23 protein-coding genes are annotated in these 23,780 nt (G+C 60.8%); 17 read left to right on the forward strand and 6 right to left on the reverse strand.

The window, feature by feature from the left end; translation table 11 throughout:
* Window positions 1-20: 20 nt before the first annotated feature.
* Complete coding sequence (locus tag HV796_RS08850; protein ID WP_175226102.1) at window positions 21-827, reverse strand: AraC family transcriptional regulator; 807 nt, start codon at window positions 825-827, stop codon at window positions 21-23.
* An 89-nt stretch (window positions 828-916) separates the two neighbouring features.
* Here HV796_RS08850 and HV796_RS08855 point away from each other — a divergent pair, with 89 nt between their 5' ends.
* Both HV796_RS08855 and HV796_RS08860 read left to right on the forward strand, forming a co-directional pair.
* Window positions 917-2,344: an SLC13 family permease gene (locus tag HV796_RS08855; protein WP_175226103.1), complete on the forward strand. Its 1,428-nt coding sequence runs from the start codon at window positions 917-919 to the stop codon at window positions 2,342-2,344.
* Between the two features lie 195 nt (window positions 2,345-2,539).
* Window positions 2,540-3,889, forward strand: coding sequence for an MFS transporter (locus HV796_RS08860; RefSeq protein WP_175226104.1), 1,350 nt, complete (start codon window positions 2,540-2,542; stop codon window positions 3,887-3,889).
* 25 nt (window positions 3,890-3,914) lie between these two features.
* Here HV796_RS08860 and HV796_RS08865 read toward each other — a convergent pair whose 3' ends face one another.
* Window positions 3,915-4,634, reverse strand: a complete 720-nt coding sequence (locus tag HV796_RS08865) for a GntR family transcriptional regulator (RefSeq protein WP_217477867.1) — start codon at window positions 4,632-4,634, stop codon at window positions 3,915-3,917.
* Between the two features lie 237 nt (window positions 4,635-4,871).
* On the opposite strand from HV796_RS08865, the gene HV796_RS08870 reads away from it, so the two are divergent.
* Both HV796_RS08870 and HV796_RS08875 read left to right on the forward strand, forming a co-directional pair.
* Window positions 4,872-5,738, forward strand: coding sequence for a sulfite exporter TauE/SafE family protein (locus HV796_RS08870; RefSeq protein ID WP_175226106.1), 867 nt, complete (start codon window positions 4,872-4,874; stop codon window positions 5,736-5,738).
* A complete protein-coding gene (locus tag HV796_RS08875) occupies window positions 5,735-6,076 on the forward strand; it encodes a DUF1634 domain-containing protein (protein WP_175226107.1) in 342 nt (113 codons plus the stop codon). Before HV796_RS08870 ends, HV796_RS08875 begins: the two co-directional genes overlap by 4 nt.
* Before the next feature lie 5 nt (window positions 6,077-6,081).
* Here the strand turns inward: HV796_RS08875 and HV796_RS08880 are convergent, their stop codons facing one another.
* Window positions 6,082-6,936, reverse strand: coding sequence for an AraC family transcriptional regulator (locus HV796_RS08880; RefSeq protein ID WP_175226108.1), 855 nt, complete (start codon window positions 6,934-6,936; stop codon window positions 6,082-6,084).
* 590 nt (window positions 6,937-7,526) lie between these two features.
* Here HV796_RS08880 and HV796_RS08885 point away from each other — a divergent pair.
* From HV796_RS08885 to eat, 6 genes are all read left to right on the forward strand, one after another.
* Window positions 7,527-7,727, forward strand: coding sequence for a hypothetical protein (locus tag HV796_RS08885; protein WP_175226109.1), 201 nt, complete (start codon window positions 7,527-7,529; stop codon window positions 7,725-7,727).
* 81 nt (window positions 7,728-7,808) lie between these two features.
* Complete coding sequence (locus HV796_RS44085; protein ID WP_246355775.1) at window positions 7,809-8,303, forward strand: PAAR domain-containing protein; 495 nt, start codon at window positions 7,809-7,811, stop codon at window positions 8,301-8,303.
* Between the two features lie 31 nt (window positions 8,304-8,334).
* On the forward strand, window positions 8,335-8,895 hold the full coding sequence (locus HV796_RS08895; RefSeq protein ID WP_175226110.1) for a lysozyme: 561 nt from the start codon (window positions 8,335-8,337) through the stop codon (window positions 8,893-8,895).
* The gene (locus HV796_RS08900; protein WP_175226111.1) at window positions 8,879-9,379 is read left to right on the forward strand and encodes a lysozyme inhibitor LprI family protein; all 501 of its coding nucleotides are present in this window, start codon (window positions 8,879-8,881) and stop codon (window positions 9,377-9,379) included. The genes HV796_RS08895 and HV796_RS08900 overlap by 17 nt, the downstream gene beginning before the upstream one ends.
* 1,172 nt (window positions 9,380-10,551) lie before the next feature.
* The gene (locus HV796_RS08905; RefSeq protein ID WP_175226112.1) at window positions 10,552-11,283 is read left to right on the forward strand and encodes an ABC transporter substrate-binding protein; all 732 of its coding nucleotides are present in this window, start codon (window positions 10,552-10,554) and stop codon (window positions 11,281-11,283) included.
* A 152-nt stretch (window positions 11,284-11,435) separates the two neighbouring features.
* Complete coding sequence (gene eat / locus HV796_RS08910; protein WP_175226246.1) at window positions 11,436-12,848, forward strand: ethanolamine permease; 1,413 nt, start codon at window positions 11,436-11,438, stop codon at window positions 12,846-12,848.
* On the opposite strand, the gene HV796_RS08915 is transcribed toward eat, so the two are convergent.
* Complete coding sequence (locus HV796_RS08915) at window positions 12,806-13,828, reverse strand: fatty acid desaturase (protein WP_175226113.1); 1,023 nt, start codon at window positions 13,826-13,828, stop codon at window positions 12,806-12,808. The two genes, eat and HV796_RS08915, sit on opposite strands and share 43 nt — an antisense overlap.
* 420 nt (window positions 13,829-14,248) lie before the next feature.
* On the opposite strand from HV796_RS08915, the gene HV796_RS08920 reads away from it, so the two are divergent.
* Together HV796_RS08920 and eutC are read left to right on the forward strand one after the other, a co-directional pair.
* Window positions 14,249-15,649: an ethanolamine ammonia-lyase subunit EutB gene (locus HV796_RS08920; protein ID WP_175226114.1), complete on the forward strand. Its 1,401-nt coding sequence runs from the start codon at window positions 14,249-14,251 to the stop codon at window positions 15,647-15,649.
* Entirely contained in the window at window positions 15,646-16,449 is an 804-nt protein-coding gene (gene eutC, locus HV796_RS08925; protein WP_175226115.1) for an ethanolamine ammonia-lyase subunit EutC, read from the forward strand. Before HV796_RS08920 ends, eutC begins: the two co-directional genes overlap by 4 nt.
* Before the next feature lie 5 nt (window positions 16,450-16,454).
* Here eutC and HV796_RS08930 read toward each other — a convergent pair whose 3' ends face one another.
* Window positions 16,455-16,838 (reverse strand): DUF779 domain-containing protein, encoded by a 384-nt coding sequence (locus HV796_RS08930; RefSeq protein WP_175226116.1) that lies wholly within the window; start codon window positions 16,836-16,838, stop codon window positions 16,455-16,457.
* 64 nt (window positions 16,839-16,902) lie between these two features.
* Window positions 16,903-18,423 carry an aldehyde dehydrogenase gene (gene adh / locus HV796_RS08935; RefSeq protein ID WP_175226117.1) on the reverse strand — a complete coding sequence of 507 codons (1,521 nt, stop codon included), beginning with the start codon at window positions 18,421-18,423 and terminating at the stop codon, window positions 16,903-16,905.
* A 318-nt stretch (window positions 18,424-18,741) separates the two neighbouring features.
* Between adh and HV796_RS08940 the strand changes: the two genes are divergently transcribed.
* From HV796_RS08940 to HV796_RS08960, 5 genes are all read left to right on the forward strand, one after another.
* Window positions 18,742-19,776, forward strand: a complete 1,035-nt coding sequence (locus HV796_RS08940; RefSeq protein WP_175226118.1) for a helix-turn-helix domain-containing protein — start codon at window positions 18,742-18,744, stop codon at window positions 19,774-19,776.
* A 127-nt stretch (window positions 19,777-19,903) separates the two neighbouring features.
* Window positions 19,904-20,092 carry a hypothetical protein gene (locus tag HV796_RS08945; RefSeq protein WP_175226119.1) on the forward strand — a complete coding sequence of 63 codons (189 nt, stop codon included), beginning with the start codon at window positions 19,904-19,906 and terminating at the stop codon, window positions 20,090-20,092.
* A gap of 20 nt (window positions 20,093-20,112) precedes the next feature.
* On the forward strand, window positions 20,113-21,510 hold the full coding sequence (gene dbpA, locus HV796_RS08950; RefSeq protein WP_175226247.1) for an ATP-dependent RNA helicase DbpA: 1,398 nt from the start codon (window positions 20,113-20,115) through the stop codon (window positions 21,508-21,510).
* Window positions 21,511-21,720: 210 nt separating this feature from the next.
* Entirely contained in the window at window positions 21,721-22,875 is a 1,155-nt protein-coding gene (locus HV796_RS08955) for a pyridoxal phosphate-dependent aminotransferase (RefSeq protein WP_175226120.1), read from the forward strand.
* Window positions 22,876-22,890: 15 nt separating this feature from the next.
* Window positions 22,891-23,745: a carbon-nitrogen hydrolase family protein gene (locus HV796_RS08960; RefSeq protein ID WP_175226121.1), complete on the forward strand. Its 855-nt coding sequence runs from the start codon at window positions 22,891-22,893 to the stop codon at window positions 23,743-23,745.
* Window positions 23,746-23,780 lie beyond the last annotated feature (35 nt).

The following is a 23,780-nucleotide window of genomic DNA, read 5'->3' on the forward strand; positions in this document are numbered from 1 at the left end:
GCGGCGGGCGACGCGCGATGTCACGCATCATCCGCCACTGCGTTTCCCGCACCGCTGACCAGATACGACGGCGGAAATCCCAACGCATTCCTGAACATCGTCGTAAATGCGGACGGATTCGCATAGCCAACCTGTGTTGCCACATCGGTTAGCGGCACGCCTCGCCCAATCAGATCGATTGCGCGGGCGAGCCGCAATTGCCTGCGCCATGTGCCGAAGCTGGTCTGCAGTTCGGTTTGAAAAAGCCGGGCAAGCGTACGCGCGCTTGCGCCGACGAGCGGCGCCCATTCGACGAGCGTTTTCTCCGAACCTGGGTCCTCCATCATCGCGACGCACAGGCCTCTGAGCCGCCGCTCGGTGGGCAGAGGCAAACCAAGCGGCAATGAAGGCGCCGCGCGGATCTCTTCGACGAGCAACGTCATCGCGGCATGCCTTCTTTTTTCCTGATGGACCGAGTCGTCCGCGAGCGTATTGACGAGCTCGCGCATCAGCGGGCTGACTTCGATCACCGTGCAAGCATCGAGCGGCAACGATAGCGCACGGGGTTCCACATACATCACGTGAAACTCCACTTCGCCGAGCATTGCCACTTCATGTTCGATGCCAGGTGGAATCCAGACGGCGCGGTAGCGTGGCACGATCCACATCATGCCCGGCACGCTGACGCGGATGCTGCCTTTGCGCGGACACGCCAGTTGTCCCCACGCGTGCGTATGCCAGCGGATCACGCCGTCCGCCGGAGGAACGCGCAGATGCACCATCACCGGTTCGACGGGCGTCGGCGTGTACTTCGGATACGGATCGTAGGCAGTTCGCTGGCGTGGCATAAAAACGTAAGTTTTTGACCCTTAAACGATTTGATGCCATTGTAAATCGGTCTACGATTCGCAGAACACACATCAAAACGGAGACCTCCATGAGCGACACGCCGAAGGCTGTCATCGAGACCCCGCGCTGGAGCGCCGAGCAGGTCGGTACAGGCGCGCTGCTGCTCTTGCTGATCGCCGCGCTGGCGGCGTCGCGGCACGTGTCTCCGGTGCATGGCTTTACGCCCGCTACTTTTCGCGCCGCGCTGCTGGTGGTCTTCACCGTGGTCAGTTGGGCGCTTGGCCTGTTCAAGGAACCGGTCACGACACTGCTGTTCTTTCTGTTCGGCGTGCTATTCACGGTCGCTCCGCCCGACACGCTATTCAGCGGCTTTACGTCGCCCGCGTGGTGGCTCGTGTTTGGCGGCAGCATCACCGGTGTCGCCGTGCGCACGACGGGACTCGCGCAACGCTTAAGCGACAAGCTGTTATCGATGCGCGCCGATACGTACCGGCACTACGTCGCGATGGTCGTGATCGCTTCGGTGGGCCTCGCGTTCGTGATGCCGTCCACGACCGGGCGCATCCTGATCCTGACGCCGATCGTGCTGGTATTGGCTGACCGCCTCGGATTGAGCGCTGGACGTCGCGGCCGCACGGGCATCGTGATGGCCGTGGCCGCGGGAAGCTACATGCCCTCGACGTCCGTTCTTCCCGCTAATGTGCCGAACTCGGTCTTGCTTGGCGCGGCGGAGCAACTCTATGGCGTCAAGCTTCACTATGCGCCGTATTTGCTGCTCCATTTTCCGCTGCTCGGTGCGGTCAAAACCGTGTTGATCATTGTGCTGATCTGCTGGCTTTATCCGGACAAGATCGACAAGACGACACTCGCGGAACGATCGGCGAAGCCGCTGTCGTCTTCAGAGAAAATGCTGGCCGCGGTGCTCGCGCTGTCATTGCTGTTCTATGCAACCGACTTCTGGCACGGCGTGTCGCCTGCATGGGTCAGTTTAGCGGCGGGTGTCGTGTGTCTGCTGCCGCAAGCCCGGATCATGTCGATCCAGGACTTCAATGAACGGCTGCACATTGCGCCGCTGATCTACGTCGCCGGTTTTCTGGGCCTGGGCGCGTTGATCACGCAAAGCGGGTTAGGGCAGTGGGCCGCGCATTGGCTGCTCGACGCGACCCATATGCAACCCGGGCGTCCGATGACCAACGTCGCGCTGATCGTCGCGATCGGCATCGCGATCTCGATGCTCACCACCTTGCCGGCCCTGCCCGCGGTGCTTACACCGCTAGCCGGTCAATTGGCCCATGCGAGCGGCCTGTCGCTGTACACCGTGCTGATGCTGCAAGTGCCCGCATTCTCGACCGTGATCCTGCCGTACCAGTCGCCGCCGATGATGATCGCGATGCATATGGGCGGCGTATCGATGAAGGATGGCACCCGCCTCTGTCTGACACTTGCCGCGATCACGATCGTCGCGGTTCTTCCGCTCGATCTTCTGTGGTGGCGCGTGCTCGGCGCGCTCCCGTAACGCGCAACGGGGTCCCTTTCAGATTGAAAGTGCGTGTGCGCCAGGTGCATGCACGATTTATGCTGCACGGATTGCGCTCACGTTTTCCCGTATGAAGTCCTCACTCGCACTTCTAACGTAAGCATTCGAGTGTAGTCTCCTGCTTAATACACCGCACTCGCATCCCCACTCGATCCCAATTCGGAGGAGACACCGATGGATCTTGAAGCTCGCACCATGAAGCGCGTGATGTCCCGGCTCGTGCCGTTTCTGATCGTGTGTTATTTCGTTGCGTATCTGGACCGGGTCAATGTCGGGTTTGCCGCATTGCAGATGAATCAGGAGCTGGGTTTTACCGCGTCGCAGTTCGGCTTTGGCGCAGGCATTTTTTTCATCGCTTACTTTTTCTTCGAAGTCCCATCGAATCTGCTGCTCGAGCGTTTCGGCGCGCGGCGGTGGATTGCGCGGATCATGTTCACGTGGGGCATCGTCGCGGCTGCGATGGCCTTTATTCCGAACATCTCCCAATACACAGGCATTTCACATACCGGCGTCTTTTATGGGCTGCGCGTTTTACTGGGCATCGCTGAAGCGGGCTTCTTTCCCGGCATCATTTTCCTGCTGACGCTGTGGTTTCCTGCTGTCTATCGTGGTCGCGTAGTCGGCTACTTTATGGCGGCCATTCCGCTTTCGACGGTGATCGGCGCGCCGATCTCCGGTGCGTTGCTGTCGCTGGACGGACGCGCCGGTCTCGCCGGCTGGCAATGGTTGTATCTGCTTGAAGCGCTGCCCGCGCTGGTGCTCGCCTTTGTCGTCTACTTCTATCTGACCGACAAGCCTGCCGACGCGCACTGGCTCGCGGCAGAGGAACGGGAATGGCTGGTCGCGCGCCAGGCCGACGAACGCAGGCATCGCGAAGCGGTGCGCGCGTTCAGCGTAAAGGAAGCGCTCTTCAACCCACGCGTGCTGGCGATCGCGCTGATCTATTTCGGTGCCAATGCAACCAACTACGGCTTGAGCTTCTTCCTGCCGCAGATCGTCAAGTCGTTCGGTCTGAGTAATCTGCAGACCGGCTTTGTGACCTCGCTGCCGTATATCGTCGGCGTCATCAGCATGATCGTGTGGGGGCGCCATTCGGACCGTAAGCTCGAGCGCAAGCGTCATGTGGGCTTTGCGCTGCTGGTCGCATCGGCCGGCATCGCGGCGTCCGCAGGGCTCGACAATCCGGTGCTCAAGATGGTCGCGCTGTCGATTGCCGGTTTCGGCATCTTCGGCTGTCTGCCGGTCATCTGGACTTTGCCTGCGGCATTTCTGTCCGGCGCGGCTGCGGCGGGAGGCATTGCCGCGATCAATTCATTGGGCAATCTGGCCGGGTTCTTCGGGCCGTATGCCATGGGCTGGATCAAGGACAGCACCGGCGGATTCGGTGCGGGCCTGCTGTGTCTCGCAGGCGCGGGGCTGATCGGTATGGCGGCGGCGTTGCTGCTGCATCACGATCGCGCGCTGGAGATCGCATCGAACCGCGATCTGCCGACGAACGGGGAAGGCAGCGTCGTGCGTTCCTGACTTCCTGACGGATGGCGGCTCGGGGTCAGCTGTTGCGCTTGCGTTCGAGCCGCAGCGTGTAATGCAGATAGTCGGTGCGCACGAACAGGTACTCGAAGTCGACCGGCTCGTTCTGCGCGTTATGCGTCAGCCGCTCGATTTTTAGCAGGGGGCTGTCGTCAGGCATCTGGAGGATCTCGCGCATTGCCGCGTCCGGGGAAATCGCGGCGATGTCGAGGTCCGCAAAGCGCAGACGGATTTTCATGTCCTCTTCGAGGATCGAAAACAGGTCGCGTTTCACGAGCGCTTCGGAACCCCGCAGCGCTTCTCCGATTTCGACTGACAGATAGGTCACGTCCAGCGACACCGGACGGCTGTCCAGATAGCGGACGCGCCGGATTTCACTCACATAGCTACCCGGTTCGATGCCAAGCTTCGCGGCGACCACGTCGTTGCAGCGGATCACCGTGTGCGACAGTACGCGGTTGGTGGTGCCGCGTCCTTGCCGCCCCATCGCCTCGGCGAACCCTTCCAGGTGGTTGATTTCCTGCGTCGCCTTCGGATGGCTGACGAAAGTCCCTTTGCCGGGCACCTTGAACACGAGACCATCCGACTGCAAATGCGCGAGTGCCTGCCGCACGGTAATGCGGCTCACGCGGAACTGCTGCATCAACGCGCTTTCCGGCGGCAACTGCGCGCCGGGCTTCAGCGTTTGCCGCTCGATCTCAGCGCGCAGCGTCTCGCGGATTTGCGAATAAAGCGGCACCGGGCCGTCCGGTTGGAGTGCGGGTCGTTGCTTGACTTTCGTGGGTCGGGTTTGTCGCAAGGCGGAAGTTGGGCAGGGGTTGTCGCTAACGCATGATATAGCAACCTGGCTTCGTTGCCTTCGCACTTGTCCAGTAGCCTGTCCTGTGTTGATATAACATGTTATACTAACTTGCCAGTCGCGCAATGGACCGCACTGCGTTGCGCGTGCGTTCCCGTCAACCAACCGTGGCACACGATGAGTCTTACCTTCACCATCTGGCTATTTTTCGCGGGTCTTGGGTCCAGCGCGCTGGGCGGTATGCTTGGTATGGCAAGCGGCCTATTCATCGTACCGATGCTCGTCGTGTTGTTTCACCTGGACCTGCATGTCGCAATCGGCGCGAGCATCGTGTCGGTCATCGCCTGCTCCTGCGGCGGCGCCGCCGATTTTTTGCGGCACGGTTTAACCAACGCGCGGCTCGCGCTGGTGCTTGAAACAGGTACGACGCTCGGTGCGTTGACCGGCGTGCTGGTCGCGGGGCTGATTCCGGTTGCCGCGCTCGATTTTCTGTTCGCTGCTGTTTTGCTGATATCGGCGTGGCAGATGTACCTGCGCCGCGTCGATCCGGTGAGCAGCGCGGCGCCCGCAACGCGCGGCGGGCTGGCTACCGCGCTGGATCTCCATTCGAGTTACCGCGACCCGCGTTTGAGCCGCGACGTGGCCTACGAAGTGCGGCGCGTGCCAGCCGGTCTTTCGTTGATGTATGTCGCAGGCCTCGTGTCCGCGTTGCTGGGCATCGGCAGCGGCATCCTCAAGATTCCTGCGATGGATCATGCATTGCGGCTACCGATCAAGGTGTCCACCGCGACGTCGAACTTTATGATCGGCGTCACTGCCGCCGCGAGTGCCGGCGCGTACTTTTTGCGTGGCGAAATTGTCAGTGCGGTTGCGGCGCCGGTTGCGCTCGGATCGGTGATCGGCGCGGTGGTCGGTGCGCGCGTGCTGATGAAAGTCTCGAACGAAAGCCTTCGACTGCTGTTTCTGAGCGCCCTTGTACTTGTCGCGTGCGCGATGCTGCTGCAAGGATTCGGTATCGACCTCACGGCTCTGATTCATCGATGAATCCGCAGAAATACACTCCGCCGCTGCTCGACCGCCGGTTGGCTGTGTTGCTTCAGTACGGTACGTGGGTCGCGTGTACGGTCATCGCCGCCGGCCTCATGCTTGACGCGGCGGCGCGCACCGGCATGCTGGACGCGATACACGCGCGATGGTCGGCATATGTGGTGACGGCAGGCGTCGGGCTGTTCGTTCTACTGCCGATCCTGCGCGTCACGTTGATGCTCGCGATCTTCGCTCAGCAGCGCAACCGTCGGTATGTGATGATTGCGGCGACAGTCCTGGCGATTATCGCGGTTGGGTGCGTGCTGGGCATTCGCCTTGGGCCAGTCGGCGGATGATCGCTTCAGCGCAGCGGCACACAAATCTCGGTCAGCCATTCGGCCGGCGCCGTATGCTTCGGATCGTTCAGATATTCCTCGAACACTGGCGCATCCGCCGCTTCGTGCCCCGACTTGACGAGCCATTCGCCGAATAGCCATTCGTAGGCCGCATGCATGTCACTATACGGGCCTTTATGCCGCAACACCGCATATCGGCCGCCGCGTACCGGCGTGATAGCGAATGGCGCGGAAACGTCGACCTGCTGTGGCAGCAACACACCCGCCTTCGCGCGCAACTGCTCCTTCGCGACAACGCCTGGGTCGTCATAGTAAATCCCGATCATCCGCAGCTCGTCGCTCAACAGATTGCGCGCGGCGAGCCAGCCCATCAGCGTATCGAACGCCTTGCCAATCTGCATATAGTCGCCGACGTGCTCAACCGACACGACTTCCATCGCGGGCACGTGACGTATCTCCACCTCTCGGTGTTCCATTTCTGCGCCTCCTGAAATGACCGGCCGGAACCGGCGATGACTCCCTTCCTTCCGATACCGCGCAGGCGGCATCCCATACACCGCGCGAAACGTCCGCGTGAATGACTGCAAGCTGCTGTAGCCGGACAGCGTCGCGATTTCGGCGATCGGTTGCGTGCCGTTCGCCAGCAAGCCCGCGGCCCGATGAAGCCGCAGACGCCGCACCGTCGTCGCGATCGTTTCGCCGTACAGGCCCTGATAGATACGGTGCCAGTGGTACGACGACATGCAGGCGATCTCCGCAAGCCGGTCGATATCGAGCGGCTCGTCGAGATGGTCGTAGATGTAGTCCAGCACGCGTTGCAGCCGCGCGAGGTAGCGGGACCGATGGCTCGGGTCGTTCATGGGAGCGTCCGTGAGCGGTAATCAGGTTGAACGCAAGGTAGCACGTCTGGATTTAACAAATCCTGCGGACTTTGCTGCGCATGGCAATGTCGTATTGCGCAATTCATCTCCGGAATAACCGGTTACCCAAGATGTTGAGGGTTGGAGACCGCTTGGTCTCTAACCGATCGACTCGGGCGTAACGCACGCATATCGTGTTCGACGGTCACGCGGATGTCGAACAGCGATCATGCTTTCCGCGCGGGCGAATTGGAAACGAAGACTTACTGGCGTATCGGTCGCACATGGTGAGCTCCCTGCAATTTGAAGGGGACAAGAAACGACAAAGCCCGCGGTGCGCTGACTTGTGGATATTGGCGGCGAGATTTGACCATCAGAATAACTTGCGGCATTGGACAGCAATTGTCGGATGCCAAGACAGGACGCACGCGCTATGCGCGTTGGATTTATTCGAAAAATTTTCAGAGTTTACTGATTGCGCGCCTTTCCATACTCCATCGAGGATTGCGATTCGCGCGGCTCAAGCCGCCGTCGCATAGCCGGTCGCATCGCTGGCCGGCGGTTTCCAACTACTCACTGGAGAACTGGAAATGTCGGAGCAGCAGCAACGCAAAGGCAGGTTTTATCCCTTCGCAACGATCGGCGCGCGTACCGAGCGCGGCGGCCGGGTCACAAGTGGCAGCGTGCTCGACAACGGCGACGTGATTACAGATGGCCCGCATCGTGAGCCACGCACGTCAACAATCTTCGTTCCCGTCGATGAACACGGCGTCGCTCTCACACGCCAGTAAGGGGACATCATGCTACGTCGTATTGCGGTCGTTGGCGACACGCTGACGAGTGGCGGGGTCATCCTGCCATATGGAAACCAGATGGACTTCATGTTTCACGGCCACCAGGTCGCGCTGATTGGTGGCGAGGCGTACTGCGGAACGTGCAAAAGTACCGGGATTATCATCAAGGCGGGTGGCCCTGCCCGCCTCAACTACATGAACGCACGTGAGGTGGCGCTCGATCGCGATATTGTGCTTTGCAAGTGCCAACAGCATCCGCAGATCATCGCTATCCATGCGGGCGATTCGACTGTCGATGATGAAGCGGAAAAGTATTCGGCGATGGCCAACGCAACGAGTGCGAGCACGAGCAGCGCACGCGACGTTCGCACGCAATCCGAAGTGAAACACGACGAACAGTTCACCTTATACGACGCTACCGGCAAACCGATGCCCGAAACTTTCTACACGGTTCGCCTCTCTTCGGGTGAACTGGCCCACGGCGTAACCGATTCATCGGGTCGCACAGAGCGCCACGCAACGAGCAACGCGCAGAATATCCGCCTCTATCTGGGGCACCGCGAAGTAGCGTAATACCGCGCGATAACATATTACAGAGATACCAATGACTGACGCTATCTGTAGTGCAACAACAAACACAACGCCTGGCTCAAACGTCAACGTTTATACATCGCGGCTGTGCAAGCCTTGGAAAATATCTGACGACGCCGTCAAGTTTCTAAAAGGATGGGAGCAATACGCAGAAAAAATGTATGACAATGATGGAAGCAAGAGCGGTAACGCTACCATCGGCTATGGGCATCTCGTTCACTCAGGAAAGATAACAGGGACGACTTTTGAGAAATCTTTCGAAAAAGGTATCTCCCAAGCTGAAGCGGAGAAGCTTCTTCGGCATGACGTAGAAATACCGGAGCGCATTGTCAACGACAAAATAAAGATTCCACTTTATCAATTTGAATACGATGCTCTCGTATGTTTTACTTACAATCTTCAGAGACACGCGGTATCACTCCTGGATTTTGTAAACAAAGGCGACTACAGCAAAGTCGGTGATAGGATGCGTGAGTATAGTCACAGCGGCAAGCAGCTTGTTATGGGACTAAAGCGACGACGCCATCGTGAAGCCGAAATGTTCGAGGCGGGGGTCTATGATTCGTCACACTAACATTCTTCTACCCCTATTACTTGTACCTGTGCTCGCGGTGGCGCAAAGCAGGTACTCTGGTGACTTCGACTTTCAGGATTTTCAGTCTTCGAAAATGTATTTTTCAAACTTTACCGCTGCACAGGTCGAACACCTATGCATGACTGGAGAGCACGCTTCCAATGAGGACCTGGAGCAATGCGAACACCGGAAATTTGAGCGCGCAGACTTAAAGCTGAATACTCAACTCAGGGCGATGAAATCGCTAGTTGATAATAGTGATAAATTCGTCAAGGAATATGGTGAAAAGCCTCTCTCTGCTCCGTATTTCTTGAAGGCCCAGAGGTCATGGATCGAGTACCGAAACAACGAGTGCTACACAGAGACGTATATGATGGGACAAGCCGTCGAGCGATATATCAGGTTCTGGAATTGCATGGCGACAATGACGAATAACCGCATCAACGAGATCAAGCAATATATAAAAGACTGGGGCGGATCGTGACCCAACGGCCCCGCTAAGGCGGGGTTTTTTACGCTCGCGTCAAACATGTGTGTTCCATTCGATCCGGGATGTCAGTCAGATGTCGTTTTCAGCACGAAGTATCTCGGCCTGCTACTAGCGAGCGCACAGAGACACGGAGAGGCCGCCGCGGTGGCGAAGGCCTGCATCAAATATCGAGATGTTATAAACGGGATTTACTACAGAAAGATCAAAGCATGTGCCGACAGACTGGAAGGTGATCCTGAAAGCATGCAGATTCTCAGGGATAGGGTCGAATGAAGCGACGGGTCAGAATCATGTTCCTTCCGCTTGCGTTTGTCTTATTTCACCAAGCGGTGTTGAGCATGGAAGCCGTAGCTGAATGTCGGCTTGGAAAAGGCGGAACTCGCAAGGTTCAGCTATGGCGCGATCAGCCCATAGATGCGACGGCAATTTACTACCTTAGCGAAAACGGAAGCTCTCCAAGGCGCATCTATGCCGGCGAAGAAAACCAGTCTCGCGGCGGCTCTGTTCAGGCCTCAATGAGGAACTCGCCGCAGCTTATGGCCTCCCCGCGCTCGGCGGGGCTCTTTCTGGAGCACGAACGACGACAACGAGAGCCTCTCGATTTGCGTGTTCCATCCAATTATTGTCTACCCGCGAAAGTAACCGGTTCTATCCTTTGGATTACAGAGCGATCAAAACCTGTGGCGATAGACAAGTGAGTCGAATCGCGGCCGGTCTTGCCGGGTTCGTCTATGGGATCGCACTAACATGGTCTTGCATGATCGTGCTAAGCCACTTCGACTGGTTCCACAATCCACATGAAGTCACCACGGGATGCCATGAACTCGGAAAATGCGCGACCCCTTGGTGGGTCGTTCTCTTTCTGAGCGGATACTTGTTGGGTCCAGCTGCCTTGTTCATGACTATGAATGCTTGCGCGTGGCGTAGATGGAGCCTAAGACGTTGGCTTTGCCGTGCCGCTGGACTCACTCTGTTAGTGATAGCGCTCTATATTTCGGACGTGCTTATCTGACTTTTGGTGCTTCAGCGGCCCCGCTTCCGCGCAGTTTTTTGCTGGAAAGAACCGATAGGACCGCGGCGCGTGACGTAACATCGAGCGTGCATCATCGAAGTCGTTGCTATTGCACGTCATGCGCCCTTCTTCCCTTACGAACCGCATTCGACCCATGAGCCCAGATACCGTCCGTTCAACTTTCGCGCCGCAAGGAAAATTGCGCGCGTCGATCAACCTCGGCAATCCGATCCTCGCCAATCGCAACCCGCAAACGGGCGCGCCCGGCGGAGTCTCCGTCGACCTCGCTCACGCGCTCGCGCAGCGGCTTGGTGTCGAACTCGAACTTGTCGTCTTCGACACGGCCGGCAAGTCAGTCGAAGCGGTGTCCGACGAGCGCGCCGACGTCGGCTTTTTCGCGATCGACCCGCTGCGCGGCGCGAGCATCGCATTCACCGCGCCGTATGTGCTGATCGAAGGCTTCTACCTCGTACGCGACGATTCGCCGGTTCGCCGCAACGAGGACGTCGATGTGTCGACCCATCGCGTCGCAGTCGGTCTCGGCAGCGCGTACGACCTGTTCCTTACGCGCGAGCTACGCCACGCGACGATCGTGCGCGCGCCGAGCTCGCCGGCCGTTGTGCAGACTTTCCTCGATCAAGGGCTCGAAGTGGCGGCCGGCGTCAAGCAGCAACTCGAGGCGGATGCCGCACGCACGCGAGGACTCCGTTTGCTCAACGAACGTTTTATGGTGATCCAGCAGGCGATGGGCGTGCCAAAGAGTCGCGGCGACGCCGCTGCCGATTTTCTGCGCGCGTTTGTCGAAGACCAGAAGCGCACCGGATTCGTCGCGGCGGCGCTCTCGCGTCATGGCATTAACGGCGCATCGGTGGCGCCTGCGGCATAGAGGTGAACTGCGCGCCGAACGACAACGCAGAACTGCAGAATTGCCGATTTTCGATAACACCCGGATTTGTGGCTGCCTAGCATCCGCTGATACGTGTCCGTTAGCGGTTCGCCGATCGAACCGCGACGGGCGCCTATTCCAGGGAGCCCATGATGAATTCCGAATCGAAGGCGCAGCCTGTCGGCACCGTCAAGCATCACACGCACCACGAGCTGAAGCAGACCTTAGGCACATGGCAGTTATGGGGCATCGCGGTCGGCCTCGTGATCTCCGGTGAATACTTCGGCTGGAGCTACGGCTGGGCAAGCGCCGGTACGCTGGGCTTTGTGATTACCGCGATCTTTATCGCGGCGATGTACACGACGTTCATCTTCAGCTTTACCGAACTGACCACATCCATTCCGCATGCCGGCGGTCCTTTTGCGTATGCGCGTCATGCATTCGGCCCGACCGGCGGCTATCTCGCGGGCGCGGCGACGCTCGTCGAATTCGTCTTTGCGCCGCCGGCCATCGCGCTCGCCATCGGCGCCTATCTGCATGTGCAGTTTCCTGGCCTCGAGCCGAAGCATGCGGCGATGGGCGCGTATCTGGTGTTTATGGCGCTGAACATCGTCGGTGTGCAGGTCGCGGCGATGTTTGAACTATGCGTGACGCTGCTCGCGATCTTCGAGCTGCTGGTGTTTATGGGCGTCGTGTCGCCGGGCTTCCAGTGGTCGAACTTCGCGAAGGGTGGCTGGGCGGGCGCCGACCACTTTTCGCTGGGCGCTTTCCACGGCATGTTCGCGGCGATTCCGTTTGCGATCTGGTTTTTCCTCGCGATCGAAGGCGTTGCGATGGCCGCGGAAGAAGCGAAAAACCCGAAACGGTCGATTCCGATTGCGTATGTGACCGGCATTCTGACGCTGGTCGCGTTAGCGGTCGGCGTGATGGTTTTCGCAGGCGCGGCCGGCGACTGGAGCAAGCTCGCCAACATCAACGACCCGCTGCCGCAAGCGATGAAATACATCGTCGGCGAGCATAGCGGATGGCTGCATATGCTCGTGTGGCTCGGACTGTTCGGGCTGGTCGCGTCGTTTCACGGAATCATCATCGGCTATTCGCGGCAGATCTTCGCGCTGGCGCGCGCCGGCTATTTGCCGGAATGGCTGGCGAAAGTGCACCCGCGTTTCAGAACGCCGCATCGCGCGATTCTCGCGGGCGGTGTGGTCGGCATCGCGGCGATCTATAGCGATGAGCTGATCCAGTTCGGCGGCCAGACACTGACGGCGAACATCGTGACGATGTCGGTGTTCGGTGCGATTGTGATGTACATCATCAGCATGCTGGCACTGTTCAAGCTGCGTCGCTCCGATCCGCATCTCGAGCGGCCGTTCCGCGCGCCGCTGTTTCCGTATTTCCCCGCGTTCGCGCTTATCGCCGCGGTTATTTCACTGGCGACGATGGTGTACTTCAATGGTCTCGTCGCGGCGGTGTTCGCGGGTTTTCTTCTGATTGGCTACGGGTACTTCCTCGTGACTCGGGATCAGCGCGAGGCCGCGCCGGTGGATGCGTTGCTGGAGGAGTGATTGAGCCCACGAAACTGCCGCAGCAACCCGCTAAAGTACCCACCACCGTCAATCATCGTGCTTGCATCGTCCGCATCCTGAGCATTCGCCGCGAGCCGTGGCAACGCGGACCACGGCAGCGTCGGATGCAGATGATGCAGGCAGTGCAGATGATGGTTCATCACCACCGTCCGCCACGCGGGCGCGAGCGTGAAATTGCGCGCGCGGCCCGGCTGATCGAGCTCGACGCCGTAGTGCGGCATATTGTCGGCAAGCGAGATCCACACGCCGCGCAAATAACAGGTCAGCAGCAGCACAGGCCACCAGCGGCCATACAGCGCGAACGCCGCGCCATAGATCACGACAGTCGCGGCGAAATCCCGCCGTATCTGCTTGCGCCGCCGCTCGGACGCGGCGAAATCGATAAAGCGCCGGTGAATCTCGTCGCTGTACTCACCGCCCGCATTGAAACTGTCGCCTAACAGGCGCTGCGTCAGCCTGACCGGCAAGAACGCGGCGCAATGCGTGAGCACCTCTGTTAGATAAAACCCGCCGCACAGCATGACGAAGTACCGCAGCCGCATCAGCCAACGCCGTTTGCCGGGTTGATGAACGTCCGGCTGATCATACGGTTCGCGCGTGAACCGGTGATGCATCAGATGTCCGAACCGTACCGCATCGAAAGGCAGTGCAAGCAAAATGGAGAGCGCCCGTCCAGTGTTCTCGTTGGCCGCGCGCGCCGGCAGCAACTGGCCATGAATCGCCTCGTGAATCAGGCCCCAGTGCGTCGGCGTTAGCAGCACGATCGGCACGATCAGCGCGAGCGCCGCGGTGCACGTATGCCGAAGCAGCAACGCGATGCCGACGAGTTCAATCGCCGCCACCAGCACCACGAGCGCGATCAGCGCGACGTTCACCGGCACGCCGATGTCGATCCCCGCTCGTGCGTCGCCCTGCAACCGGTCCGGTGCGCGTCCGGATACTGGATTGGCTCGATTCATATCCCGCGTTCCTTGTAAATCGTGCGTTACGTCGAGGTCAAATAGTTGGCCTATGGACGCGCTCGTCCATCAACCGGTTAGGCCGTCGAACCTGAAGCTCCCGTACCCTGGCACATTTCAAGGGCAAGAAAATGAATAATCCAGGTCAGCGCGCCACGGAGCCCGGTTCGGTCCTGGAAACGCTCACCCGAAGATTTGCCGATTTTCGATAACGCCGATATTTCAGCGCCCGTAGTATCCCTTTCATCGGCCGGGCGCGCGCAATGGCGCGCCGAAGGCGGTGCGGCACCGGCTACTGGCACGCCGCCGCGTGACGATCCGGGCATTTGGCGCTATCGTGACCGCATAGCCGGCATGCATGGAGCGCATGGGCCACATAGGCCGCACAACGCCGGCCGAGGCCAGAAAGGGAGTCCAGCCATGAGCTACACGGAGACGATCGGCCCCCGCACCTACCGATTCGCGGACCTGAAGTCGCTGCTGGCGAAAGCCAGCCCGTTGCGTTCCGGCGACCAGCTGGCCGGCGTGGCCGCTGCTAGCGAAGAAGAGCGCGTTGCCGCGAAAATGGCGCTGGCCGACGTGCCGCTGCGCACGTTCCTGAATGAAGCGCTGGTTCCGTACGAAGACGACGAAGTCACCCGCCTGGTCGTCGATACCCATTCGCCGGACGCGTTTGCCGAGATCTCGCATCTGACCGTCGGCGATTTCCGGAACTGGCTGCTCGCGACGAGCACCGATACGGCCGCGCTCGAGCGCGTGACCGCAGGCCTGACGCCGGAAATGGTCGCTGCCGTGTCGAAGCTGATGCGCAATCAGGATCTGATCGTCGCCGCGCGCAAACGGCCGGTTGTCACGCGCTTTCGCAACACGATCGGCTTGCCGGGCCATATGTCGGTGCGCCTGCAGCCGAACCATCCGACCGACGACGTCAAGGGCATCGCCGCTTCGATGCTCGACGGCCTGATGTACGGCTGCGGCGATGCGGTAATCGGCATCAATCCGGCATCGGACAGCCTCGCGGCGATCACGAAACTGCTGCAGATGATCGACGACTTCCGCCGGCGCTACCAGGTGCCGACGCAATCGTGCGTGCTGACGCATGTGACGAACACCATCGCCGCAATTGAAAAGGGCGCGCCGGTCGACCTTGTTTTCCAATCGATTGCGGGCACGGAAAAAGCCAATGCGAGTTTTGGCATCTCGCTGGCGCTGCTGCGGGAAGCGCACGAAGCGGCGCTATCGCTCAAGCGCGGCACGGTCGGCGACAACGTGATGTATTTCGAAACCGGGCAGGGCAGTGCGCTATCGGCCAATGCGCATCATGGCATCGATCAGCAGACCTGCGAGGTGCGAGCGTATGCGGTCGCACGCCATTACAACCCGCTGTTGACGAACACCGTGGTCGGCTTTATCGGACCGGAGTATCTGTACGACGGCAAACAGATCACGCGCGCGGGCCTCGAAGATCACTTCTGCGGCAAGCTGCTCGGCGTGCCGATGGGCTGCGACATCTGTTATACGAACCACGCGGAAGCGGATCAGGATGACATGGACAACCTGCTGACGCTGCTTGGCGCCGCAGGCATTAACTTCGTCATGGGCATTCCCGGTGCGGACGATGTGATGCTGAACTACCAGAGCACATCGTTTCACGATTCGCTCTATTTGCGCGAGGTGCTCGGCTTGCGGCGCGCGCCCGAGTTTGAAGAGTGGCTGGAGTCGATGCACATTACCGACGTACGCGGGATATTGCTGAACAGCGCAGCCGCACGGCAGCCGCTGCTCGAAAGCGCGCGCGAATGGGTAGGAGCGGCATCGTGAGCGAATCCGTCGAGAAAAATCCGTGGGACGGATTGCGTGCATTCACGAATGCACGCATCGCACTCGGCCGTGCCGGCAACAGTTTGCCGACCGCGCCATTGCTTGCGTTCAACCTGTCGCACGCGCAGGCTCGCGACGCGGTGCATCATCCGCTGGATGCCGATGCGCTGCACGAGCAATTGCATGTCCATGGATTCGCAACGACGCTCGATGTCCATAGCGCGGCGCCGGACCGCGAGCACTATTTGCGTAGGCCCGATCTCGGGCGCAGGTTATCGGACGCGAGTCGCAGCCTGTTGTCGAACGCGGCGCGCGGTGAACCGGATGTCGTATTCGCGATTGCCGACGGCTTGTCCGCGTTCGCCGCCTCACGGCAATCGATCCCGATGCTGCAAGCGATTCACGCGAATCTGCACGACTGGCAGATCGGTCCGATCGTCGTCGCGCGGCAGTCCAGAGTGGCGCTGGGCGACGAGATCGGCGAAATCCTGCGCGCGCGGATGGTCGTGATGCTGATCGGCGAGCGGCCCGGACTCAGTTCGCCGGATAGTCTCGGCATCTATCTGACGTACGCGCCAAAGGTCGGTTGCAGCGATGCCCAACGCAATTGCATCTCCAACGTGCGACCCGAAGGCTTGAGCTTCGCAGCGGCCGCGCACAAACTGCACTATCTGTTGACCCATGCACGCCGCCTGGGGTTGACCGGCGTCGGCCTCAAAGACGAAAGCGACGCGCTGCTGGAAGCCGCGCCATCGGCGGCCCCTTCAACACTCACCGCCAGCACACCCGACACGCGATAAGCGAATCAGGCGTCCGCGCGCTCGACCGGATGCGCGGCAAGCCATTCATTTTCCGCATCGTCGAAAAGCCGCGAACGGGTCAAAAAACGCAGGCCCGTGGGCCGCTCGAGAGAAAACATCCCGCCATTACCGCGCACGACATCGATGATCAACTGCGTGTGCTGCCAATATTCGAATTGCGATTCGCTCATATAGAACGGCACACCGGCAATCATGCCGAGTTTGACATCCGACGCGCCGACCATAAACTCGCCAGACGGAAAACACATCGGCGCACTGCCATCGCAGCATCCCCCCGATTGATGAAACAGAATCGAGCCATGCTCGGCAGCAAGTTGCTGAATGAGCGAAACGGCGGCATCCGTCGCGACTACGCGTTCAACGGCCATGCGTTTCTCCTCTGCAAAAAAGGGCGGACCGCAGCGGCGGCCCGCCCAACTGGAGGCCCTGCGCCTAGAAGAAGCCGAGCGGCTTTTCGCTATAGCTGACCAGCAGATTCTTGGTCTGCTGATAGTGATCAAGCATCATCTTGTGCGTCTCGCGGCCGATGCCCGATTGCTTGTAGCCGCCAAACGCCGCATGCGCCGGATACGCGTGATAGCAATTGGTCCATACGCGGCCCGCCTGAATTTGCCGGCCGAAGCGATAGGCGCGTGTGCCGTCGCGCGTCCACACGCCGGCACCGAGGCCGTACAGGGTGTCGTTCGCAATGTCCAGCGCTTCATCTTCGTTCCTGAATGTCGTGACGGATACAACCGGCCCGAAAATCTCTTCCTGGAAGATGCGCATCCGGTTGTTGCCGCGAAATACCGTCGGCTTCACGTAGTAGCCCCTCTTCAATTCGCCGTCGAGCGCATTGCGCTCGCCACCGATCAGGCATTGCGCGCCTTCCTGCTTGCCGAGGTCGATATACGACAAAATCTTCTCGAGCTGCTCCTGCGACGCCTGTGCACCGATCATCGTCTTCGTATCGAGCGGGTGCCCTTGCGAAATCGCCGCGACGCGCTTGAGCGCGCGCTCGATAAACTTGTCGTAGATTTTCTCGTCGATCAGTACGCGCGACGGGCACGTGCAGACCTCGCCCTGGTTGAGCGCGAACATCGCGAAGCCTTCGAGCGCTTTATCGAAGTAGCTGTCGTCGTGATCCATCACATCGGCGAAGAAGATATTCGGGCTCTTGCCACCGAGTTCGAGCGTGACCGGAATGATGTTCTGGCTCGCGTACTGCATGATCAGGCGGCCCGTCGTCGTCTCGCCGGTGAACGCGATCTTCGCGATGCGTTTGTTCGACGCAAGCGGCTTGCCCGCTTCGAGGCCGAAGCCGTTCACCACATTCACCACGCCGGGCGGCAGCAAGTCCCGAATCAGTTCCATCAGTACCAGCACGGAGGCCGGCGTTTGCTCGGCGGGCTTCAGCACCACGCAATTGCCGGCCGCGAGCGCGGGCGCGAGCTTCCATACCGCCATCAGAATCGGGAAATTCCATGGGATGATCTGCCCGACCACGCCGAGCGGCTCGTGGAAGTGATACGCGACGGTGTCTTCGTCGATCTGCGAGATCGAGCCTTCCTGTGCGCGAATACAGCTTGCGAAATAGCGGAAGTGATCGATTGCCAATGGAATATCGGCCGCGGTCGATTCGCGTAGCGGCTTGCCATTGTCGATAGTCTCCGCGACCGCGAGGCGCGTCAGGTTCGCTTCCATCCGGTCGGCGATCTTGCTGAGGATGTTCGCGCGGTCTGCCGCGGAAGTCTTTCCCCAAGCTGTCTTCGCGCGATGCGCGGCGTCCAGCGCCAGTTCGATATCGGCTTCCCGCGAACGCGGAATAGAAGTGAACGCCTCGCCGGTGATCGGCGAGATGTTGTCGAAGTACTCGCCGCCGGCCGGCTTCACCCATTCGCCGCCAATGAAGTTCGCATACTGTTTCTTGTACGGGTATTCCGTGCTCAGGAACTGCATCTCCGCGTGATTCATCTGATTGCTCCTCACAGGGTTCGGTTCGTTTAGGTCGGCGCAGTACTACGTTAGCCGCGCGTCCGTTACGCCAGAACCATGCCAATCAGCACGAACGGTGCTTGATGTCGGTGCACCGGGCACTATCGCGATGCATAAGCGCTTCGCATACCTGAACTGCGCATCGCAAGCGCATCGATACTGAACAGTGTGTCAGCGGGAGTGTTCATCAATTGAACAGTGCTGTGCACGTGCAAACTGCGCGGCCACAGCGGCTTTTTGAATCGCTAAAGTGTTGGACACATTCACGCGCCACATTCTGTTTCGGGCGACCTTTTCATGATGACCGACTGCGACTCTCCTGACGCCGCCGACAGCACCGTGCTGACGCGCTCGCAACTGCACGAGCCCTATCGCGTGCAGACCTGCATCGCGCACGATGCAGACGAACAGGCGCGCAATCTGCACGGCTGGCGGCAGACCTACGATCAGCTCACGTCCGGCTGCTTTATCGGCGAACTGACCGGGCTGCATGTCGACGACATGCACGTGTTCCGCGAATCGACGAGTCAGACGTTACGGCAAACCTGCGAGGTGCAATCGGATGCGTACTGGTTTGGGATACCGGTACGAGGCGGCGTGGCGGGACATATCGACGGAAACATGATTCACGCCGACGCTTTTGCACTGAAACCGGGTGGCGTTGAGTTTGAACTGATCACGCCCGCGGCATACGAAATCTTCGGCGTGGTCGTGAGCGGCGATGTGTTGCGGCAGCATGCGGCATTGGCCGGCCACGGCGGTGCGTTGAACGATCACGCGCCGCCAACGGGCGTCATGCCGATCGATCCTGCAAGCAGGGCACAGCTTTGTTCCCGTCTGATGCAGATTCTTGGCGAACGCGGCGCGGCGCTCGACAGGCGCGCGCGGCGTCAGCTCCATGCGTCGGTGCTCGATTTGCTGCTCGATGCGTGCGGTGACAGTTGCGCGCGGAGTGAGCGCACAGCGATATTAAAGCGGCCGCGCCGGCGCTGGATTGTCAGCGAGGCACACGACTACGTGCTTGCGAACCGCGATCGCCCGGTGAGCGTGCCCGAACTTTGCGAGCACCTGCACGTGAGCCGACGCACGTTACAGTATTGCTTTGAAGATGTACTCGGCATGGCGCCCACCCGCTATTTGCGCGTGATCCGCCTGAACGGCGCGCGCCGCGAGCTGTGCGATGCGTCGCGCAGTGGTGTGGCGCGTTCGGTGCAGGAGGTGGCGGCCGCCTGGGGATTCTGGCATCTGAGCCAGTTTGCGACCGACTATCGGAAGTTGTTTGGCATGCGCCCGTCGGACACCCTGAGAGCGGTGCGGTCGAGGTTTTCCTGATTGATGAGGACCGATGTGGCTGCAAGGGTCGCCTGCGGTCACAATCATTGCGCGAGGCCGCATCAGCTAAAATGGCGGGATGTTGCGACCGCGTCGCGACCCTCACCTGACCCCACCAAGAGAATCCATGTCGTTCACCTGCCGAAACCAGTCCTGCGGCGCACAGTGGGAGCTATCCGACGTCGTCATCAAGAACGAAGGACAAGGGCTGCTGTTCCGCTGTCCGATGTGCGGCGCGCGCAACTATGTCGAGCGCTTCGAGTCGGACGACGGTACGGTCGTCTACGAACAGCTCGATGGGCGTCCGTTCCTGTGAACCGCCCTCTCCCGACCGACATGAATAGCCCGACACCGGCCAAGTCATTCAGCACGCTGCCGCTCTCGCCCGCCGCCCTCGCGAACCTCACGCAACTCGGTTACGTCGACATGACGCCGATTCAGGCGGCGAGCTTACCGCTCACGCTCGCCGGCCATGATCTGATCGCGCAGGCGAAGACCGGCAGCGGCAAAACGGCGGCGTTTTCACTGCCGCTGCTCGCCAGACTCGACGCGCGCAAATTCGACGTGCAGGCGATGGTGCTGTGCCCGACGCGCGAACTGGCCGATCAGGTCACGCAGGAAATCCGGCGCCTTGCGCGCGCCGAAGAAAACATCAAGGTGCTGACGCTGTGCGGCGGCACGCCGATGCGGCCGCAAACCGCGAGCCTCGAGCATGGCGCGCATATCGTCGTCGGCACGCCGGGGCGCATCATGGACCACCTCGAGCGCGGCAGCCTGCAATTGCAGGCGCTCAATACACTCGTGCTCGACGAAGCGGACCGCATGCTCGACATGGGCTTCTTCGACGATATCGCGACCGTCGCGCGCCAATGCCCGAAGGAACGTCAAACGCTGTTGTTTTCGGCGACCTTCCCCGATGGCATCGCGAAGCTGAGCCAGCAGTTTCTGCGTAACCCGAAGCAGGTGACGCTCGACGAGCGTCACGACGACAGCAAGATCCGCCAGCGTTTCTACGAAGTCGCCGAAGACGAGCGGCTGCACGCCGTCGGCTTGCTGCTCGATCATTACCGGCCGGTCAGTACGCTCGCGTTCTGCAATACGAAGCAGCAGTGCCGCGATCTGCTCGATGTGCTGCGCGCGCAGGGGTTTCATGCGCTCGCGTTGCACGGCGAGCTCGATCAGCGTGAACGCGATCAGGTGCTGATCCAGTTTGCGAATCGCAGCTGCTCGGTGCTCGTCGCCACCGATGTCGCCGCGCGCGGGCTCGATATCGCGCAACTCGAGGCGGTGATCAACGTCGATGTGACGCCCGACCCGGAAGTGCACGTGCACCGGATCGGCCGCACGGGCCGTGCGGACCAGGATGGCTGGGCGCTGAGCCTCGCGAGCATGGACGAAATGGGCCGGGTCGGCAGCATCGAACAGGCGCAGGGGCGCGAAGTCGAATGGCGGCCCCTGGCGGAGCTCACGCCGACCGGCGGCGCCCACCTGTTGCCGCCCATGGAAACATTGCAGATTCTCGGCGGCCGCAAGGAGAAGATCCGCCCCGGCGACGTGCTCGGCGCATTGACCGGCGACGCGGGCTTCGACGGCGCGCAGATCGGCAAAATCAATGTGACCGAGTTTTCGACGTATGTCGCAGTCGAGCGTGGCGTCGCACGGGAAGCATTGCGCAGACTGAATGCGGGCAAGGTGAAGGGCAAGAAGGTCAAGGTCCGGTTGATGGACGAATAGGCGGGACACGAACAGGCGGGACGAACAGGCGGGGCGAATAAGCGCGACGATCCGGCGGGACACCGGCGCCCCATGATAAAAACGCATGCGTCGCATGACAAACTTTCGATTGTCGCCGCATGCGGCTTGATGCCTAATCGCTAAACCCGGGCGGGACCGTGTGCTGATCGCGGCCAACGCCGACCGCCCGCCGCGAACCGGAGGACCCCCATGCAGAGCGCGATGCAAACCCGCTCGAAGCTGCCCGATGTCGGCACGACCATTTTTACCGTGATCGGCCAGCTGGCCGCCCAACACAATGCACTGAACCTGTCGCAGGGCGCGCCGAACTTTATGCCGGACGCCGCGCTGGTCGAAGACGTCGCGCAGGCGATGCGCGACGGCCACAATCAGTACGCGCCGATGGCCGGCATCGGCGCATTGCGCGAAGCGCTCGCGCACAAAGTCGAGACACTCTACGGCGCGCGGTATGACGCAGCGTCGGAAGTCACCGTGATGGCAAGCGCAAGCGAAGGCCTTTACTCGACGATCAGCGCACTCGTGCATCCCGGCGATGAAGTGATCTACTTCGAACCGTCGTTCGATAGCTACGCGCCGATTGTCCGCCTGCAAGGCGCGCAGCCGGTTCCGATCAAGCTGTCGCTGCCCGACTTTCGCGTGAACTGGGACGAGGTGTCCGCGGCGATCACGCCGAAGACGCGCATGATCATCGTCAACACGCCGCACAATCCGACTGCGACCGTCTTTAGCGAACACGACATCGAACGGCTCAAGGCCGTCACCCGCAATACGAATATCCTGATCCTGTCGGACGAGGTGTATGAGCACGTCGTGTTCGACGGTGCGAAGCATCACAGCATGGCGTGCCATCAGGAACTGGCGGAACGCAGCGTGGTCGTGTCGTCATTCGGCAAGTCGTATCACGTGACCGGCTGGCGCGTCGGCTATTGCCTCGCGCCCGCCGCGCTGATGGACGAAATCCGCAAGGTGCACCAGTTCATGGTGTTTTCCGCCGATACGCCGATGCAAGTGGCGTTTGCGACCGCGCTCGCACAGCCCGCCAGTTATCTTGGCCTGTCCGCGTTCTACCAGAAAAAGCGCGACCTGTTCGCGCACGCGCTGCGCGAATCGCGTTTCGAACTGCTGCCGAGCGAAGGCAGTTTCTTTATGCTCGCGCGCTTTCGCGGCTTTTCCGACGAAAGCGACAGCGATTTCGTGCTGCGCCTGATTCGCGATGCGCAGGTCGCGACGATTCCGTTGTCCGCGTTCTACACGGACGGCACCGATTCAGGCCTGATCCGCCTGAGCTTCTCGAAGGACGACGCGACGTTGCTCGAAGGCGCGCGTCGGTTGTGCTCGATCTGACAAGAGGAAGACGCAATGAGCCCGATGCAGCAACCGTTGATGGCCGCGGCCGTGCAGATGAGCAGCACACCGGACGTCGCGCAGAATCTCGGCGAAGCGCGCCGCTGGGTTCATGAAGCGGCCCGTGCGGGCGCGACGCTGATCAGCCTGCCCGAATACTTCTGCTGGATCGGCGATGACGAAAAGGAGCGGGTCGCGCTCGCGGAGCCGTTCGGCGATGGCCCGATCCAGCACGCGTTGGCCGCGCTTGCGCGCGACACCGGCGCATGGCTGATCGGTGGCACGGTGCCGATCAAGCCGTCACAAGGGCCGCAGTCCGGCACGCATGCGTACAACACGGCGCTGCTGTTCGACCCGAGCGGTCAATGCACCGCGCGCTACGACAAGATTCATCTGTTCAGCTTCAATCAGGGAGCCGAACAACACGCGGAAGGCGACACGATGGTCGGCGGCGATAGCGTCGGGACGGCGCATGGCCCGTTCGGCACGCTGCGTCTGTCAGTCTGCTACGACCTGCGCTTTCCCGAACTCTATCGCGCCGGCCCCGCGGCCGATGTGCTTGCCGTGCCGGCCGCGTTTACGCACACCACCGGTCTCGCGCATTGGGAACTGCTGCTGCGTGCCCGCGCGGTCGAAAACCAGGCATTCGTGCTCGCGGCCGGACAGTGCGGTATGCATTCGAATGGTTGGCGGACTTTTGGCCACAGTATGATCGTCGGGCCTTGGGGTGACGTGCTCGCGCGTCATGACGACGGTCCGGGCATCGCGCTCGCGACGCTCGACCCGGCGCGGCTCGACGAAGCGCGCGGACGCTTGCCAGTGCTCGAGCACCGGCGCATCGCGACGCCGTCGACGGTGACGCCGCTGTGACCCATGCGGCCGACGGGGCCGCCGTGACCGTTGGC

Source organism: Paraburkholderia humisilvae, assembly GCF_902859855.1.
GTDB classification, from domain to species: Bacteria; Pseudomonadota; Gammaproteobacteria; order Burkholderiales; family Burkholderiaceae; genus Paraburkholderia; species Paraburkholderia humisilvae.